18 protein-coding genes are annotated in these 15,290 nt (G+C 68.3%); 14 read left to right on the forward strand and 4 right to left on the reverse strand.

Features of this window, described 5'->3' with window-relative positions; genetic code table 11:
- The first annotated feature begins 254 nt into the window (after window positions 1-254).
- The 7 genes from UA74_RS03890 (at window position 255) to UA74_RS03920 (ending at window position 8,535) form a co-directional block, all read left to right on the forward strand.
- Window positions 255-1,304, forward strand: a complete 1,050-nt coding sequence (locus UA74_RS03890; protein WP_198042913.1) for a hypothetical protein — start codon at window positions 255-257, stop codon at window positions 1,302-1,304.
- Complete coding sequence (locus UA74_RS03895; protein WP_075738987.1) at window positions 1,301-2,620, forward strand: extracellular solute-binding protein; 1,320 nt, start codon at window positions 1,301-1,303, stop codon at window positions 2,618-2,620. Before UA74_RS03890 ends, UA74_RS03895 begins: the two co-directional genes overlap by 4 nt.
- Before the next feature lie 21 nt (window positions 2,621-2,641).
- On the forward strand, window positions 2,642-3,583 hold the full coding sequence (locus UA74_RS03900; RefSeq protein WP_075738989.1) for a carbohydrate ABC transporter permease: 942 nt from the start codon (window positions 2,642-2,644) through the stop codon (window positions 3,581-3,583).
- On the forward strand, window positions 3,580-4,509 hold the full coding sequence (locus UA74_RS03905; RefSeq protein WP_083682902.1) for a carbohydrate ABC transporter permease: 930 nt from the start codon (window positions 3,580-3,582) through the stop codon (window positions 4,507-4,509). Before UA74_RS03900 ends, UA74_RS03905 begins: the two co-directional genes overlap by 4 nt.
- 45 nt (window positions 4,510-4,554) lie before the next feature.
- On the forward strand, window positions 4,555-5,661 hold the full coding sequence (locus tag UA74_RS03910) for an arabinan endo-1,5-alpha-L-arabinosidase (protein WP_232237621.1): 1,107 nt from the start codon (window positions 4,555-4,557) through the stop codon (window positions 5,659-5,661).
- A 98-nt stretch (window positions 5,662-5,759) separates the two neighbouring features.
- Window positions 5,760-7,289 carry an arabinosylfuranosidase ArfA gene (gene arfA / locus UA74_RS03915; RefSeq protein ID WP_075738991.1) on the forward strand — a complete coding sequence of 510 codons (1,530 nt, stop codon included), beginning with the start codon at window positions 5,760-5,762 and terminating at the stop codon, window positions 7,287-7,289.
- Between the two features lie 91 nt (window positions 7,290-7,380).
- On the forward strand, window positions 7,381-8,535 hold the full coding sequence (locus tag UA74_RS03920; protein WP_075738993.1) for a mandelate racemase/muconate lactonizing enzyme family protein: 1,155 nt from the start codon (window positions 7,381-7,383) through the stop codon (window positions 8,533-8,535).
- 132 nt (window positions 8,536-8,667) lie between these two features.
- On the opposite strand, the gene UA74_RS03925 is transcribed toward UA74_RS03920, so the two are convergent.
- Genes UA74_RS03925 through UA74_RS03935 form a run of 3 tightly spaced genes read right to left on the reverse strand, consistent with a single transcriptional unit; the run spans window position 8,668 to window position 9,930 of the window.
- The gene (locus UA74_RS03925; protein ID WP_075738995.1) at window positions 8,668-8,859 is read right to left on the reverse strand and encodes a DUF397 domain-containing protein; all 192 of its coding nucleotides are present in this window, start codon (window positions 8,857-8,859) and stop codon (window positions 8,668-8,670) included.
- Window positions 8,860-8,863: 4 nt separating this feature from the next.
- Window positions 8,864-9,064, reverse strand: a complete 201-nt coding sequence (locus UA74_RS03930) for a DUF397 domain-containing protein (RefSeq protein ID WP_075738997.1) — start codon at window positions 9,062-9,064, stop codon at window positions 8,864-8,866.
- A 2-nt stretch (window positions 9,065-9,066) separates the two neighbouring features.
- Complete coding sequence (locus tag UA74_RS03935) at window positions 9,067-9,930, reverse strand: helix-turn-helix domain-containing protein (protein ID WP_075738999.1); 864 nt, start codon at window positions 9,928-9,930, stop codon at window positions 9,067-9,069.
- Window positions 9,931-10,082: 152 nt separating this feature from the next.
- Here UA74_RS03935 and UA74_RS03940 point away from each other — a divergent pair, with 152 nt between their 5' ends.
- The 5 genes from UA74_RS03940 (at window position 10,083) to UA74_RS03960 (ending at window position 11,887) form a co-directional block, all read left to right on the forward strand.
- Complete coding sequence (locus UA74_RS03940; RefSeq protein WP_075739001.1) at window positions 10,083-10,289, forward strand: hypothetical protein; 207 nt, start codon at window positions 10,083-10,085, stop codon at window positions 10,287-10,289.
- Window positions 10,286-10,672, forward strand: a complete 387-nt coding sequence (locus UA74_RS03945) for a hypothetical protein (protein WP_075739003.1) — start codon at window positions 10,286-10,288, stop codon at window positions 10,670-10,672. The genes UA74_RS03940 and UA74_RS03945 overlap by 4 nt, the downstream gene beginning before the upstream one ends.
- Window positions 10,672-10,896 carry a hypothetical protein gene (locus UA74_RS03950; RefSeq protein WP_075739005.1) on the forward strand — a complete coding sequence of 75 codons (225 nt, stop codon included), beginning with the start codon at window positions 10,672-10,674 and terminating at the stop codon, window positions 10,894-10,896. The genes UA74_RS03945 and UA74_RS03950 overlap by 1 nt, the downstream gene beginning before the upstream one ends.
- A 100-nt stretch (window positions 10,897-10,996) precedes the next feature.
- The gene (locus UA74_RS03955; RefSeq protein ID WP_075739007.1) at window positions 10,997-11,479 is read left to right on the forward strand and encodes a hypothetical protein; all 483 of its coding nucleotides are present in this window, start codon (window positions 10,997-10,999) and stop codon (window positions 11,477-11,479) included.
- A gap of 153 nt (window positions 11,480-11,632) precedes the next feature.
- Entirely contained in the window at window positions 11,633-11,887 is a 255-nt protein-coding gene (locus tag UA74_RS03960) for a hypothetical protein (protein WP_157442147.1), read from the forward strand.
- A gap of 354 nt (window positions 11,888-12,241) precedes the next feature.
- Here the strand turns inward: UA74_RS03960 and UA74_RS03965 are convergent, their stop codons facing one another.
- Window positions 12,242-13,627 (reverse strand): serine/threonine-protein kinase, encoded by a 1,386-nt coding sequence (locus tag UA74_RS03965; RefSeq protein WP_075739011.1) that lies wholly within the window; start codon window positions 13,625-13,627, stop codon window positions 12,242-12,244.
- Between the two features lie 597 nt (window positions 13,628-14,224).
- Between UA74_RS03965 and UA74_RS03970 the strand changes: the two genes are divergently transcribed.
- Complete coding sequence (locus UA74_RS03970; RefSeq protein WP_075739013.1) at window positions 14,225-14,506, forward strand: hypothetical protein; 282 nt, start codon at window positions 14,225-14,227, stop codon at window positions 14,504-14,506.
- Between the two features lie 515 nt (window positions 14,507-15,021).
- On the forward strand, window positions 15,022-15,192 hold the full coding sequence (locus tag UA74_RS31475; RefSeq protein WP_157433979.1) for a hypothetical protein: 171 nt from the start codon (window positions 15,022-15,024) through the stop codon (window positions 15,190-15,192).
- Window positions 15,193-15,290: the final 98 nt, after the last annotated feature.

Consider the following 15,290-nt stretch of genomic DNA (forward strand, 5'->3'; position numbering starts at 1 on the left):
GGCACGCGTTCGAAGGAGATCACAGGAAACCGCAGAAGAGAAGTCCGAAATATCGAACATGTGTCGAATAGTCGACGTCGGGGGCGCCGCCTGCGGGCAGATCGGCCCGATCCGGTCGAACCCCGAACTCCGATTCCGTCTCATCGGGGTGCGACTGACCAGGCAAGCAGGGGGCTTGACGTCGCCGCCGTCTCGGCCGTAGCTTCGTGTTCGGCTGGACAGATATGGTCCGAAATATCGAATGGATGCCTGTGGTGACTCCAGACGAACCACGTTCGACCCCCCAGACGTCGCCCGCGTCGGCGCCGTTGGCCCGACTCGGCTACCCCGCTGCCGACAACGGACTGCCCTCCTCGCCGTTGAGCTTTCCCGACGGCGGTGCCTTCCGCGTGGAGATTCCCTCCGTCGAAGGACCGGCAGCCCTGACCGCCGTGCTCGACGAGGCCGCCGCGCGTTCCGTGCCGATCCACCGGGTCAGCCAGGGCAGCGGCGTGATGATGCAGACCGATGCCGAGATCACCGAGATGGTGCAGGCCTGCGACGCGGCGAACATCGAGCTGTGCCTGTTCCTCGGCCCGAGGGCGAGCTGGGACGCAGGCGGCGGACGCTTCACCCCGGCCGGAAACCTCGGACCGAGGGCACGCGGCGCCGAACAGCTCGCGCAATGCCTGGAGGACGCGCTGCGCGCCGTCGAACTCGGGGTGCGCTGCCTGCTCGTCGGCGACGAGGGCGTGCTGTGGGCGCTGCACCGGCTGCGCACCGCAGGCGAGCTGCCCGCCGAGCTGACCCTCAAGGTCTCCGCGTTGATCGGGCCCGCGAACCCGGCGTCCTTCGCGCTGTTCGAGAACCTCGGCGCCGACTCCGTCAACGTGCCGGGTGATCTCAGCCTCGCCCAGCTCACGGACCTGCGGGCGGCGGGCCGCAGCGCGATCGACTTCTACCTGGAGTCGCCCGACAACCTCGGCGGCTTCGTCCGGCACTACGACGGACCCGAGCTGGTCCGGCTCCTCGCGCCGGTCTACCTCAAGTTCGGCCTGCGCAACGCGCCCGACATCTACCCGTCGGGCGGGCACCTGCGCGCCGCCGTCGAGCAGTCCGGCCGGGAACGGGTTCGCCGCGCCGAACTGGGCCTCGCCTTGTTGGAACGGCGCGGCCTCCTCGATCAGATGTCCCCGTTGGGCAGCAGGCTCGTCGGCCCGCTGAGCCGCTTCGCCCCGGCCCCCGCGATCTCGGACGCTGCCCCGACCACCGCCACCTCGGCCGCCGCGACGGCGGGCGAGCCGAGCCCGGCGGCCCAGAGATGACCGGGCCCGCCGTGAGCAGGCGCGGCCTGCTCACGGGCGCTCTCGGGATCGGCGCCCTCGGAGCGCTGTCGGGCTGTAGTGCCCGCACCTTCTTCGGCGGCGCCGAGGCCACCCTGCGCTACTGGAACCTCTACGCGGGCGGCGACGGCGCGATCATGCAGGAGATGCTGGACGGCTACCGCGAGGCCTACCCGGACGTTCCGTTGGAGGACGTGACGCTGGAGTGGGGCGAGCCGTACTACACGAAGCTCGCGATGGCGGGCGCGGGACAGCGCGCACCCGACGTCAGCGCCCTGCATCTGGCCCGGCTCGGCGGCTACGCGCCCGCAGGCCTGCTCGACCCCTTCGACGAGGAGTTGCTGGCGGAGGTCGGCATCCGCGAGGAGGACTTCCCGCCCGAGCTGTGGCGTCGCTCCCAGCACGACGGCCGCATCTTCGCGATCCCCTTCGACACCCACCCGTTCGTCCTCTACTACAACCTCGACGTCTGTCGGGAGATCGGCCTGCTCGACGCGAACGACGAGCTGCGCTCCCCAGCGGGCCCGGAGGCCGTCGTCGAGGCGTTCACCGCCGCGCGGGAGGTCACCGGCAGCCACGGTCTCGCCGTCGAGACCCTCGGCCCGAACTGCATCACCCCGTGGCGACTCTGGTACACGCTGTACCGCCAGCTCGACGGCGAACTCCTCACCCCCGACAACCTGTCCTCGGCGATCGACGACGACAAGGCGTTGCAGGCGTTGGACTTCATGCGCCAGATCACCGAGAGCGGCGGCGCCGCGCGCGAGATGGACATCAACGGCTCGGTGGCCATCTTCGGCAACGGTCAGGCCGGCTTCCACATGAACGGCGAGTGGGAGCTGACGACCTTCCGGACCACCGGCGTGCCGTTCAGCATGGCCCGCTTCCCGAAGGTCTTCGACACCGACGTCGCCCAGGCCGACTCGCACGTCTTCGTGCTGCCCCACCAGAGCGACCGCTCCGATCGCGAGCACCAGCGCCAGACCTACGAGTTCATCGCCTACATGCTCCGCGAGAGTGCGGCCTGGGGCGCGAGCGGGCACATCCCCGCCTATCAGCCCGTCGCCACCAGCCAGGAGTTCCTGTCGATGCGCCCGCAGGCGCTCTACAGCTCGGTCGCCCAGGACGTCCAGCTCGACCCGCCGGTCTGGTTCGGCGGCTCGGCATCACTGCTGTGGATCCAGTTCGGCTCCGCGTTCTCCGCCGTCCTCACCGGCCGCTCCACCCCCCGTGAGGGGCTCGACGAGGCGAAAAGCGCACTGCAAGGACTGCTCGACACCCCTGACCCGACTCGCTGACCACATATCGGAGGTACGGCCATGGCAGTGCGCAGCGTCGCGCGCCCGAGCCGTCGTGACTCGTCCGGGTCCCCAGCACACGGGACGCCTCGACGCCGTCGGGACTGGACGGGACTGCTGTTCGTGCTCCCCTTCCTCGCGTTCTTCGTCGCCTTCCTGGTCTGGCCGCTGCTCGCGGGCCTCGGGACGGCGACCACGAGCGCGGGCCTGTCCAACCCTGGCGAGTTCGTCGGACTCGACAACTTCGTCGACGCGCTGCGTGATCCGGACGTGTGGACCTCGCTGGGCAACACGCTCTGGTTCACCCTGCTCAGTACGCCGCTGCTGGTGCTGGTCGGCCTCGTCCTCGCCCTGCTCGTCCATCAGCTGACGCCGGGCCGCTGGTTCTGGCGACTGTCGTTCTTCGCGCCGTTCCTGCTGCCCTCCAGCGTCGTCGCGCTGATCTTCGTGTGGATCTTCCAGCCCGATTTCGGCATGGCCGACGGGATGCTGGCCGCGATCGGACTGAATCCGAACATCGGCTGGCTCAGCGATCCGTCCATGGCGATGTTCTCCATCGTCCTCACCACGACGTGGTGGACGGTCGGCTTCAACTTCCTGCTCTATCTGGCGGCGCTCCAGTCGATCCCGCAGGAGTTCTATGAGGCCGCCGCCATCGACGGCGCCGACGGGTGGCGCCGGTTATGGAGCATCACGTTGCCGCTGCTGGGGCGGACCACCGGCCTGGTGGTGGTGCTGCAACTGCTGGCCTCGTTGAAGGTGTTCGACCAGATCTACCTGATGACCAGCGGCGGGCCGGGCGACGCGACGATCCCCGTCATCCAGTACGTCTACGAGATCGGCTTCACCAACTTCCGCATCGGCTACGCCTCGGCGATCTCATACCTCTTCTTCGCGCTGGTGCTGGTGATCGCACTCGTGCAGCTCCGACTGTTCGGCAACCGCAAGGAGTCCGGCCGATGACCGTCGACGCCCCCGCAGTGGACCGTCCCGCCGGAGACTCGGGCTCCGAGCAGCCGCCGCCCGGCGGCCGTGAGTCGGGCTCGACGACACCTCGCCGCCGACGCCCGATCAGCCTCGGCACGATCGCCCTGTTCCTGGTGACCGCAGCCCTTGCCGTGTTGTGGCTGATGCCGCTGGCCTGGGCACTGCTCACCTCGCTCAAACCGGAGGGCGAGACCACCGCGATCCCCTTGCGCTGGCTGCCCACCGAATGGACGCTGGCGGCCTACGAGTCCGTGATCGGCGGCAGCGACGTCGGTCTCTGGATGTTCAACAGCATCTTCACCGCGACGGTGACCACCGTCCTGGTGGTGCTGGTCTCCAGCATGGCGGCCTACGGCTTCGCCAGGACGACCTTCCCCGGCCGGAAGCTGCTGCTGGCGCTGACGGTGATGGGCATCATGGTCCCGCCGCAGGTGCTGATCGTCCCGCTGTTCGCCGAGATGGTCGCCCTCGGTCTCGTCGACACCTACTGGGGCGTGATCCTGCCGCAGGTGGTGGCGCCCGCGATGGTGTTCATCCTGGTCAAGTTCTTCCAAGGCCTCCCGCACGAGCTGGAGGAGGCCGCGCACATGGACGGCGCGAGCCGGTGGCGCATCTACTGGCAGATCATCATGCCGCTGTCGCGCCCGGTGCTGGCCGCGGTGTCGATCTTCACGTTCATCACCACCTGGAACAACTTCCTGTGGCCGTTCATCGTCACCACGGACCCGAACGCCATGACCCTGCCCGTCGGCCTGATCGCCGTCGAGGGCGGTTACGGGCTTCGCTACGCCGAGATCATGGCCGCCTCCATGATCGCCGCACTGCCGTTGCTGATCATCTTCGTTCTCTTTCAACGCCAGGTCGTGCGCGGTGTCGCGCACACCGGTCTTTCCGGCCAATAGGCCAGAGCCGACCCGCTGGAGATGGATTCCCGAAGGAGTGAAGACATGTCAGCAACGGAGAGACCGCACCATCGCCGATCACGCCGCGCGTTCCGCCCCGCCACCGTGCTCGCCTGCCTGGCGATGCTCGTCGTCCCGGCACTGCCCGCCGCCGCCGTCGACCAGACCCGGCGAGCGGGCCACGTCTCGACCACCACCGGAGACGACGGCCTGCTCGGCAGCCTGCCCGTCGGGGACGTCGTCGATCCGGGCCCGCAGCAGAACTACCCGCTGCCCGGCCTGGTCACCGGCGACCTGCGTGCCCACGACCCCTCCATGGTCCGCACCCCGGAGGGCTACCGCCTCTTCGCCACCCACGACGGAGTCCAGCTGCGGACCTCGCCGGACCGCGTGAACTTCCAGCGCAATGCCGCCGCGCTGGCCTCCATCCCCCAGTGGGTGTACGACCGCAGCCCCGGCGGCGACGTCTGGGCGCCGGACATCTCGTACCACAACGGCACCTACTGGCTGTACTACTCGGCGTCCACCTTCGGCAGCAACAACTCGGCCATCGGCCTCGCCACCAGCACCAGCGGCCAGCCGGGCAGCTGGCAGGACCGGGGTGTCGTCTACTCGACGAACTCGGGGTCGAACCACAACGCCATCGATCCCTCGCTGCTGGTCACGGGCGGGAACTGGTGGCTGTCCTTCGGCTCGCACTGGACCGGCATCAAGCTGATCCGCATCGATCCGGCCACCGGCCTGCGGCACAGCACCGATCGCACGGTGCACAGCCTGGCCTCCCGGCCCTCGGCGGGCGGCGCGGTCGAGGCGCCCTACATCCTCGAACACGACGGCGACTACTTCCTGTTCGTCTCCTTCGATCGCTGCTGCGCGGGGACCAACAGCACCTATCGGATCATGGTCGGCCGCGCGGACAACCCCACCGGCCCCTACCGCGACCGCAACGGCACTGCGATGACCAGCGGCGGCGGCACCCAGATCCTCGCCAGCCATCAGAACATCATCGGCCCCGGCGGCCAGAGCGTGCTCCGGGACTCCGACGGCGACCTGCTCGTCTACCACTACTACGACGCGAACAACTCGGGCATCGAACGGCTGGGAGTCAACCTTCTCGGCTGGGATGACCAGGGTTGGCCGTACGTCTACTGATCTCGGCGCGGGTGCGGGCAACCTCGTGACCAGCAGGTCCCGCACCCGCTCCGCGTCCGCCCCACCGAGTCAGTCACCCTCGAAACGGAAAGGCAGCCATGCGCAACCCCACCGAGTCCGGTTCGGCGACTGCCACCGCCTCCTTCACCCTGCACCCCGACTTCGCCGTCGGCGAGGTGCATCCCCATCTGTTCGGCTCCTTCGTCGAGCACATGGGGCGCTGCGTGTACACCGGCATCTACGAGCCGGGGCACCCGTCGGCGGACGAGGACGGCCTGCGCACCGACGTTCTCGAGCTGATCAGGGAACTCGGCGTCACCCTGGTGCGGTATCCCGGCGGCAACTTCGTCTCCGGCTACCGCTGGGAGGACGGCGTCGGCCCGGCCGAGGGCAGGCCGCGCAGGCTGGAGCAGGCGTGGCGCTCGGTGGAGACCAACCAGTTCGGGTTGTCGGAGTTCATGAACTTCACCCGCAAGAGCGGCGTCGACCCGATGATGGCCGTCAACCTCGGCACCCGAGGCGTGGAGGCGGCCCGGCAGCTCGTCGAGTACAGCAACCACCCCGGCGGCACCGAGCTGTCCGACCTGCGGCGTGCGCACGGTGACGAGAAGCCGTTCGACATCCGGCTGTGGTGTCTCGGCAACGAGCTGGACGGCCCCTGGCAGATCGGCCACAAGACCGCCGAGGAGTACGGCAGGCTCGCCGCCGAGACCGCCAAGGCGATGCGGCTGGTCGACCCGGACCTGCGGCTGGTGGCCTGCGGCAGCTCACACTCCGGCATGCCGACCTTCGGCTCCTGGGAGGAGACCGTCCTCGGCCACACCTGGGAGTACGTCGACTACATCTCCTGCCACGCCTACTACCAGGAGTTCGACGGCGACGTCGACAGCTTCTTGGCCTCCGCCGTCAACATGGAGCACTTCATCGAGAGCGTGGTCGCCAGCAGCGATCACGTGGCGGCCAAGCTGCAGAGCTCGAAGAAGCTGATGATCTCCTTCGACGAGTGGAACGTCTGGTACCAGTCGCGCCAGACTGCCGAGAAGCCCGAGCCGTGGTCCGTCGCGCCGCGGCTGATCGAGGACAACTACACCGTCACCGACGCCGTCGTGGTGGGCAGCCTGCTGATCGCGCTGCTGCGGCACTGCGACCGGGTCACCGCCGCGTGCCTCGCCCAACTCGTCAACGTCATCGCCCCGATCATGACCGAGCCGGGCGGCCCGGCCTGGCGGCAGAGCAGCTTCTACCCCTTCGCCGACGCCGCGAAGCACGGCCGAGGCCGGGTGCTGCGCGTCGAGCCGGCCAGCCCCACCCACGAGACGGCGAAGTACGGCGAGGTCGACCTGCTGCACGCCACCGCCGTGCAGGGCGAGGACGGCACGACCACGGTCTTCGCCGTGAACCGGTCCACCACTGAGGACTTGGAACTGGCCGTCGACGTGCGCAACCTCGGCGACGTCCGCGTGCTGGAGCACCGGGTGCTCGCCGACGCGGACCGGCACGCGAGCAACACCCTGGCCGAGCCGGACCGGGTGCGCCCGACCACGCGCGAGGGCTCGACGACGGCCGACGGCCGGTTGAGCGCCGTGCTGCCGCCGTTGTCCTGGAACGTCATCCGGCTGGGCAGCTGATCCAGGCCGACAAGGGCATGTCACCAGAGTCGTCGACGCGCCGAGGCCCGGGTTCTCAGGTCTTGGTCGTGCGAGAAGGAGAAGGGTGTCAGTGAAGATCTCCAACGTCAGCACCGCCGTGCTCGGCACGCCGTGGCGGAACCTGACCTACGTCATCGTGGAGACCGACGAGGGTCTGCGCGGCGTCGGTGAGGTGCGGATGCTCAACCACACCGACGCGCTGATCGGCTACCTTGCCGAGGCCGTCGGGAATCACGTGCTGGGCAGCGATCCGTTCGACATCGAGTCGCTGGTGTCGCGGATGTACCACAACGACTTCGGCCGGGCGGGCGAGATCGTCATGTCCGGCATCGCCGTCATCGAGATGGCCTGCTGGGACATCATCGGCAAGGCGCTGGACCAGCCGGTGTACCGGCTGTTGGGCGGCGCGGTGCGCGACAAGATCAAGGCCTACGCCAACGGCTGGTACACCGTGGAGCGGACGCCGGAGGAGTTCCATGCCGCCGCCCGCAAGGTCGTCGACTTCGGTTACCAGGCACTGAAGTTCGACCCCTTCGGCCCCGGCCGGATGGAGTTGGACCACGCCGAGACGGTGCGCTCCATCGAGCTGGTCGAGGCCGTGCGGGACGCGGTCGGCCCCGAGGTCGAGTTGCTGGTGGAGATGCACGGCCGCTTCACCTCGGCCACGGCGTCCCGGATCGCCCGGCTGCTGCGCCCGTACGACCCGGCGTGGCTGGAGGAGCCGACCCCGCCGGACGACATCGAGGCGCTGGCGAAGTTCTCCGCGACCGCCGAGGCACCGGTGGCGACGGGGGAGCGGCTGCACACCAGACACGAGTTCCGGCAGCTCTTCGCCTTGCAGGCGGCCGACATCATCCAGGCCGACATCTCGCACTTCGGCGGCATCCTGGAGTTGAAGAAACTCGCCGCGACGGCCGAGACCCATCACATGATGGTGGCGCCGCACAACGTGGGCGGCGCGGTGCTCACGGCGGCCAACCTGCACCTGGCCGCCTGCACGACGAACTTCAAGATCCAGGAGCACTTCAACGACTTCGCCGACTCCTTCGTCAAGGACGTCGCACCGGGCAATCCCGAGGTCGTCGACGGCTACTTCGCCCTGCCCACCGGGCCGGGCCTGGGCATCGAGCTGGATCTGGACGCCGTGGCGGAGCACCCTCGGCAGAAGGTGAACTTCAACCTGTTCAAGGACGGGTGGCAGCGAAGGGACACGGTGACGTCGTAGTTCGCGGGCGGTCCTGCTCGGACTGTCGGTGAGCGGTCGTGGCGATGGAGTGCGTTCTGGCGCGCCCCGTCGCCACGGCCGCTGCTGTGCTGGGGTCGTCGGCTGCTCGGTCGGGGGCTGGCGATGCTGCGATCAGTTCGCGCACTTCACGGATGCCACGAAGGCGGCGAAGGCGTGCTGGTCGACGACGAGGGTGCCGCCGTCGGGGTTCTTGGTGTCTCTGATGCCGACCAGGCCCGGCGAGATGCCGACCTCGACGCAGTTTCCGTTTCCGGCGGTGCGCGTCGACGTCTTCCATCGGGCAGGTGCAGGTCCCTTGTTCATTGGATCACTCCTGTTTGCGAGTGGCAGCAATCTTCTGGATGAAGGCGGCAAATGTCCGCTGGTCGATGACGAGGGTGCCGCCGTCGCGGTTCTTCGTGTCGCGGATACCGACTAGGCCCGTACCGAGCCCGACCTCGACACAGTTCTCGCCGCCGGACCGTCTCGCGGTGCGCCAGGCAGACAGGGCGGGCTGTAAGTCAGCCATGACTACTCCATCTCCTTCACAACGTGCCGGATGAGGTCGGCGGACTCGGCCGGGCTCATCGCCATTTCGGTCAGCGTAGAGTGCGCTGCCAGGTGAGCCTCCACCTCGGCTGGATCATCGACGATGACGGCTGATGAGATGTGCTCGATCTGTACGAGCGGGTCATCCTTGTCGCTGAACTGCAACGCGATGAACGACCCGATCAAGCCGCGGTGCGCTCGAACCGTCGCCGCCGTGGGCAACACCTGCAAGCTGATGTTCGGTCGCTCTGCCGTGCGAATCAGATGCCGCAGTTGATCGACGAGGAGCGTGGCGCCGCCGATCGGCCGGTGAAGAACTGCTTCGTCGATGACGACGTCATAACTCACCGTGTCTCGGGACAACAGCGTCTGACGTGCCATACGGGTCGCAACCCGCGCCTCGATCTCTGCTGGGCGGCTTGCCCATGCGCCTGCAAGTTGCCGCGCGTACTCCGCCGTCTGCAGCAGTCCTGGCACGACGTCCAATGTCCATTCGACGATGCCGCTGGCCTGATCCTCCCAATCGATCCACGACTGCATGAGCGGTGACAGCCCTGGTCTGTCCCCTTCCCACCAGTGACTCTCGCTCGCCCGGCGAGCGAGGTCCATCACGTACGACGCGGCGCTACCACCGACTCCCATTGCGGCGAGCAATACGGCTGTTTCTTCTGGAGTGGGTACGCGCTCGCCAGTCTCCATTCGTCCGATGGTCGACCGGGACAGATCAGGAGTGCGGGCGGCAACGTCGTCGATCGTCATCCCTGCGTCGGTGCGCGAGCGATGGAGACTTGCCGCCAGCCCTCGCGATCGGGCGGTTCGGTTGGTTCGGGATCGCGCTCGGCTCATGGCGATCAGCGTAGGAGAGCTCAGTCCCGCGCTGGATCACCCGATCGAGACGGTGGGATATCCCACAAGTCGTGGTTCTATCTTGTTATGATCGGGAATATGCACACCTCACGGTTTCTTGACTGCATCGCCGCAAGTCACAGTGACGCCTCATGACCGCCCTCACCGTCGTTGGCCTGACGCTCCTCACCAGCGGAATCCCGCTGGCCGCCTACGGCTACCTGACCCCTCGGCCCCGGCCGCGCCGTGCGCGCACGGTCTCCGTGTCCTCGATCCTCGCCCGGTGCGCCGTCGACCGGCCGCCGCCGGGCTACCGCACGGCATTCGCCGGAACCCTGGAGCTGGGGGTGCGGTCATGACGGCGACGCACGACCCACGCCCCGTCCCGGCGGAGTGGCTGGGCTTCCTGGGCAGGCATCCGGCCGCGCTGGTCGTCGGTGCCGTCGGGCGAGTGGTCTCGCTGGAGGGAAGCCGTGCCCACAGCGGTCGGGTCGGCGCGGAGATCACCAGAGCCGTTGCCGCTCAACTGATCGAGACTTGCACCGACGGCACCCGCTGCGAATGGGCGGCGTGGTGGCAGGGCGTGACCCGCGCCCTTCGCGCCGGGCCATCCGGCGCGGGCGTCGAGATCTCCGTGTTGGAGCACGGGACGATGCTCGGCCGCTGGCGGGTGACGTCGTCGCGGCTGCCTGCGTTGACAGCGAGTCTTCGCACCGCCATTACCGAGGCGGGGAAGCCGTGATGCGCCCGGAATGGTTCGTGCGGTCAGTGCGGCAGGGCGACACCCACCACGGGGTCGTCGAGCAGTGCGGCGGGACGGTCGTCGTCCGGCCCGCCTGCGGAGGAGAATCGTTCACCGCGCTGAACCGGTGGCCGATCCACGAGTTCTATTACGACGACCAGGAATGCCCGGACTGCCTCGGCTCGTCGCTCCGACCTCGCCTCGTGCTGGTGGCGGCATCATGACGCCATCCCGAGACAACCGCACGACGCGGATCACCGCGCTGCTGCCGAATCGGGCCGCACGAATCCGGCCCTATGTCCTGGCGATCACCGGAGGCCCGCGATGACCGAGGAACGAGAGATCGCTGACGAGCCTCGACTGATCGAGCAGGTCACCCTGCCTACGGTCGGGCTCGTGTGCCAACGCCATGCGATCTTCGTCAACACTGGCGAGACCCTTCCGGCCGAAGGTGAAGCGGCGCTTGCACTCTGCGGCGTGCGCGTCACCCTCGGGCCTGCTCCCGAGGAGATGCTCCCCGGCGTGCCCGCCGAGGTCGTCGACTGCGCTGATTGTCAGGGGATCATCTGGGACGAGCCCGACCCACGCCCTGCCCATGCCCGACCGCGCCTCTACATCCGCCGTGTCGGCACCGTGCCGGTCCACATCGTCGACGTCGAAGGCCTCACCGCCACCACGATGACCAGCCTGTGCCGCACCGTCTTCCACCTCGGCGAGGCGCTCGAGCAGCTCGCGCCCGGTGCAGGCGCGCCCTGCACGGGGTGTCTCCTCGCCTCGTTATCGAGACCGGCCCTGCTCGCTCCTTGACCCTGGACGCCATCTCGTCACGGGACCGAGCACGCTCACCTGTTCGGCGCTGTCGCCGTCGTCCGCCGTCCGGCAGCATGTCGGTTCAGCCATGGGGATGACGGTCATCGAACCGGGGGAGGCGGCCCGAGAATGGCGCGGAAACTGACGCTGGTGTCGAGGAATGACGGATCGGACGCCTTCTGGGTGGTCGATCAGGCCGGAAACAAGCTGGTGGGCGAGGCGATTCCCAGCGACGTCCATCGTGGACGATGGCGGGCGGCGGTAGCCGATCCTCGGCAGGGATACAGCTTCGTCTGCGTGACCGAGCGCGGCGAGACCTTGGTCGACTATTCGCAGGTGGGCACCGAGACCTTCAGCAGCCCCCAGGACGCCATGGCCGCCGTGGCGCGACACCGGATCGTCTGACCCAACGACTGCGCCGGACGGCCTGCCCGGCGGCCTCGACCCGAGGCCGCATCGGGCCCGCGAACTCGGGAGTGGCACCGGCGGACCAGGGTAGGCGGGGATCGCGGCGGTGATGCTCCGACACCGCGACGACACCGCAGTGCTCCGAATCGGCGGCGGCGCGCATCGGCGCCCGTCTGCCCAGGCCTTCGCAGTACTGAGCCCCACGCGCCCCTACACCGCCCGTCATGGACGCCGAACGAGCAGACCTGCCCTCATCGGCGATCCCCCCGTGATCGGCGACCCGGCGCGATGCTGCGTGCGAGTCGCCGATCACGAGATCCGCCGAGCCGCCACCAGCGCTCGAGCACGGCATCAGTGTGCGAGCGCCGAGCGCCGCGCGCTGGCGACGGCTGCCACCGCCGCAACGGAAGTCAACGGAGAGATGACGTATACGAGGAGCCCGCGTAGATCGCCTATCGGCACCAACGCACCGGTCAGCACCGCCTGCAGGCTGGGAGTCAGAGTATGCAGGGCGACCACGATCCCGACCGTCACGATGATTCCGCGCCCGGCCGCTTGACGCTGAGACAGCAGTAGCACCCCCACGACGAGTAGGGCCATCTCGACGACGGCGAGCACCAGGTTCGTCCACAACAGCGCGATCGGTGCTCCGCGTTCGTCGAGGGCCCCGGCGGCCTCGAACGTGAGGAACAGCAGGCCCGGAATACACAGCAAGGGCAGCACCAGCGCGGCTGTCGATGCGGCCCTGTCCTGCCTTCTCGCCGTCGAGCGGCCCGAGTCCCGGTGAGGGTGTCCGGTCTGAGCATCGAGCAGCCGTGTGCCACCGCCGCGCCGCTGCTGCGCGGTCGGTCCGGAGCCGAGATCGATCGTGGTCTGCATGCGACGTTCATCGATCATCGTCGAGATCGTCGGTGGGAGCCAGCGGGTCGTCGTCCGACCGAATTCAGCGAGCTCGTCGATGATGTCGGCCACACTGGGGCGGCGGCCGGGGTCCTTGGCCAGGCAGCGTCGCACCGTGCCCGCCAGACGGCTCGGCAGGCCGACGAGGTCGGGTTCGTCGTGGACGATGCGGTACACGATCGCCTCGGCAGGGCCGGTGCCGAACGGACTGCGACCGGTGGCGGCGAACGCCAGGATGAGACCGAGCGAGAACACGTCGCTGGACGGACCGATCTCCTGACCGCGCGCCTGTTCGGGAGACATGAACGACGGGGTGCCGACGACGACGCGGGAGAGGGTGTGGGAGGTGCTGTCGAGCGCACGCGCGATGCCGAAGTCGATGACGCGGGGACCATCGTCGGCGAGGATCACGTTCGACGGCTTGAGGTCTCGGTGAACCAGGCCACAGGCGTGAATCGCGGCGAGCCCCTCGGCCAGTCCGGCTCCCAGCAGGGCGACCGCCTCAGTGGGAAGCGGTCCGTGCTTCTCGACAGCCTGCTGTAAGGACGGGCCGGGGATGTAGGCCGTGACCAGCCACGGTGGGACGTCCTCGGGGCCGGCGTCGACGACCTGGGCGGTGTAGAAGCCGCCGACCCGCCGGGCGGCGTCGACTTCCACCGCGAAGCGGCGCCGGAATTCGACGTCCTCCGCGAGTTCGGCACGCACCAGTTTGACCGCCACCTGACGGCCGCTGCGGGAGCTGCCCAGGAAGACCTGCCCCATTCCGCCGCCGCCCAGTCGCCCGCGAAGGCGATAGGCGCCCACCTGGCGTGGATCACCGTCGCGCAGGGGATCCATCCGGGGTCCTCCTCAGTCGTATGCGTGCTCTCTTCGGATCGGGCCGATTCTTCCAGGGATCAGGGATCAGGGGTCAGGGTCAGGGATCCCAAGGGCATGCTCTCGACAACGGGTACCGAGGGACGACGCATCGGACACCCACCGGGCGGTGGGTCGCGCTCGAAGCGGGCGGGCGAGGCGTTTCCCGCCGACGTCCATCGTGGCTGCGGCAGATCCTCTGCACGGAGCACCGGTTCGCCTGGATGAGTGCGACGGCACGTTCTCGATCCCTCGCAGGCGGGTACGGAGACGTTTCACCGTGCGTGGGACTGGGCACCGTGTCCCGGGACATCGGATCAGGCGGTGATCTCCTTTCTTGCCTAGGCAGATGCCCGGCACGCTGGGTGAGGTGGCGAAGGATTACGAAATCCACAACGAGGCGAGGGACTCGATCCCTGGGAACGTCTTCGGGTCGGCGCCGTGCACGGCGATGTCGTTCTCCTCCCACCATCGGCCGAGACCCGCACTGCGCTCGTCAGGAACCTCGCCTAAGGGTGCGCGCGCTGAGTGCGAGGGGAGGTGCGGATATGGGGAATTCGTGGCCGAGACGCACTAGAGGTGCGCTGGCACACCGCCGCCGAGGATCTGCCCGATGAGTGGGAGGACATCACCGGCAGCCCGGACGCGCTCCTCGGGCTGCTCCGGGAGACCCCGCAGGGCTCCGCTGGCCCGTGTCCGAGCACTGGCCACGGCGTCGAGTGGACGGGGACGGCTGCGCTTGATGCGGTCGTAGGCGCCGAGGGTGCGATCGGCCCCGCGCGCGGCACTGACGGCCGCTATGAAGCTCCGCTCAGGGGTGTCACGATCGACCGCCCGGCCGGCCTCGACACGCTGGCCTGACCGAACGCACCGACCACGGCGGGCACACCAGCAGCCCAAGCACGTACACGGCTCTGGTCCATACCGAGACTCCGAATGGAGCAGTTTCATTCCTGACTTCGGTGGACACCTGATCACCACGCATATCGCAGGAGGGGAGGTGTTCGACCACATGACCGACTCTCAGACCAGGTCGCACTTCGCGACGGCATCGGTGCGATCAGCCACCGCTACTGCTCCGGCCCCGGACGGCTCGCTGACCTCGACCGTCGATACCGGCCAGGGACGTCAGTCCCCTGGGCCTGCGGCTGTCCTGTCGCCTCCACTCGCAGAGACACCCTCGGGCGCCGCCACCCGGATCAACCCGCTTACCCAGCCCGACCGCAGTGGACTTCTCCAAGCCGAGCGTCGGCTGTCGACAGTGGTGAGTAGGGGAGTCGGGGACCCGAAGCCGAGTCCCAGACCGTGAACCCGCCTAGCGGGGTCGCCCAACACCGGAGATCAGTTCTCGACGGAGAAGTTCTAGGAGAAGAGCAATGTCTCAGAAGTACACGGTCTCTACCGTCGCCCTCATCCTCCTCGTCATCATCGGAGTGTTCATGGCATTGGAGGTCTTCTCGACCGAAGTCGGTTCCCTCTCGATCGGAGTCGTCGGTTGCGGGGCGGCATTGGCCTTTTTCATGATCAACAGAAAGCAGACGGAGTGATCGGATCTAGGTGGTTCTGAGAGGTCGCCCTCGGCGGATTGCGGCCGTTCGTCACGGGGCCGATCCTCGATTGCGGAGTCCCGCGAGCCTGCCTGCCT

The sequence above is a fragment of the Actinoalloteichus fjordicus genome (assembly GCF_001941625.1).
GTDB classification, from domain to species: Bacteria; Actinomycetota; Actinomycetes; order Mycobacteriales; family Pseudonocardiaceae; genus Actinoalloteichus_A; species Actinoalloteichus_A fjordicus.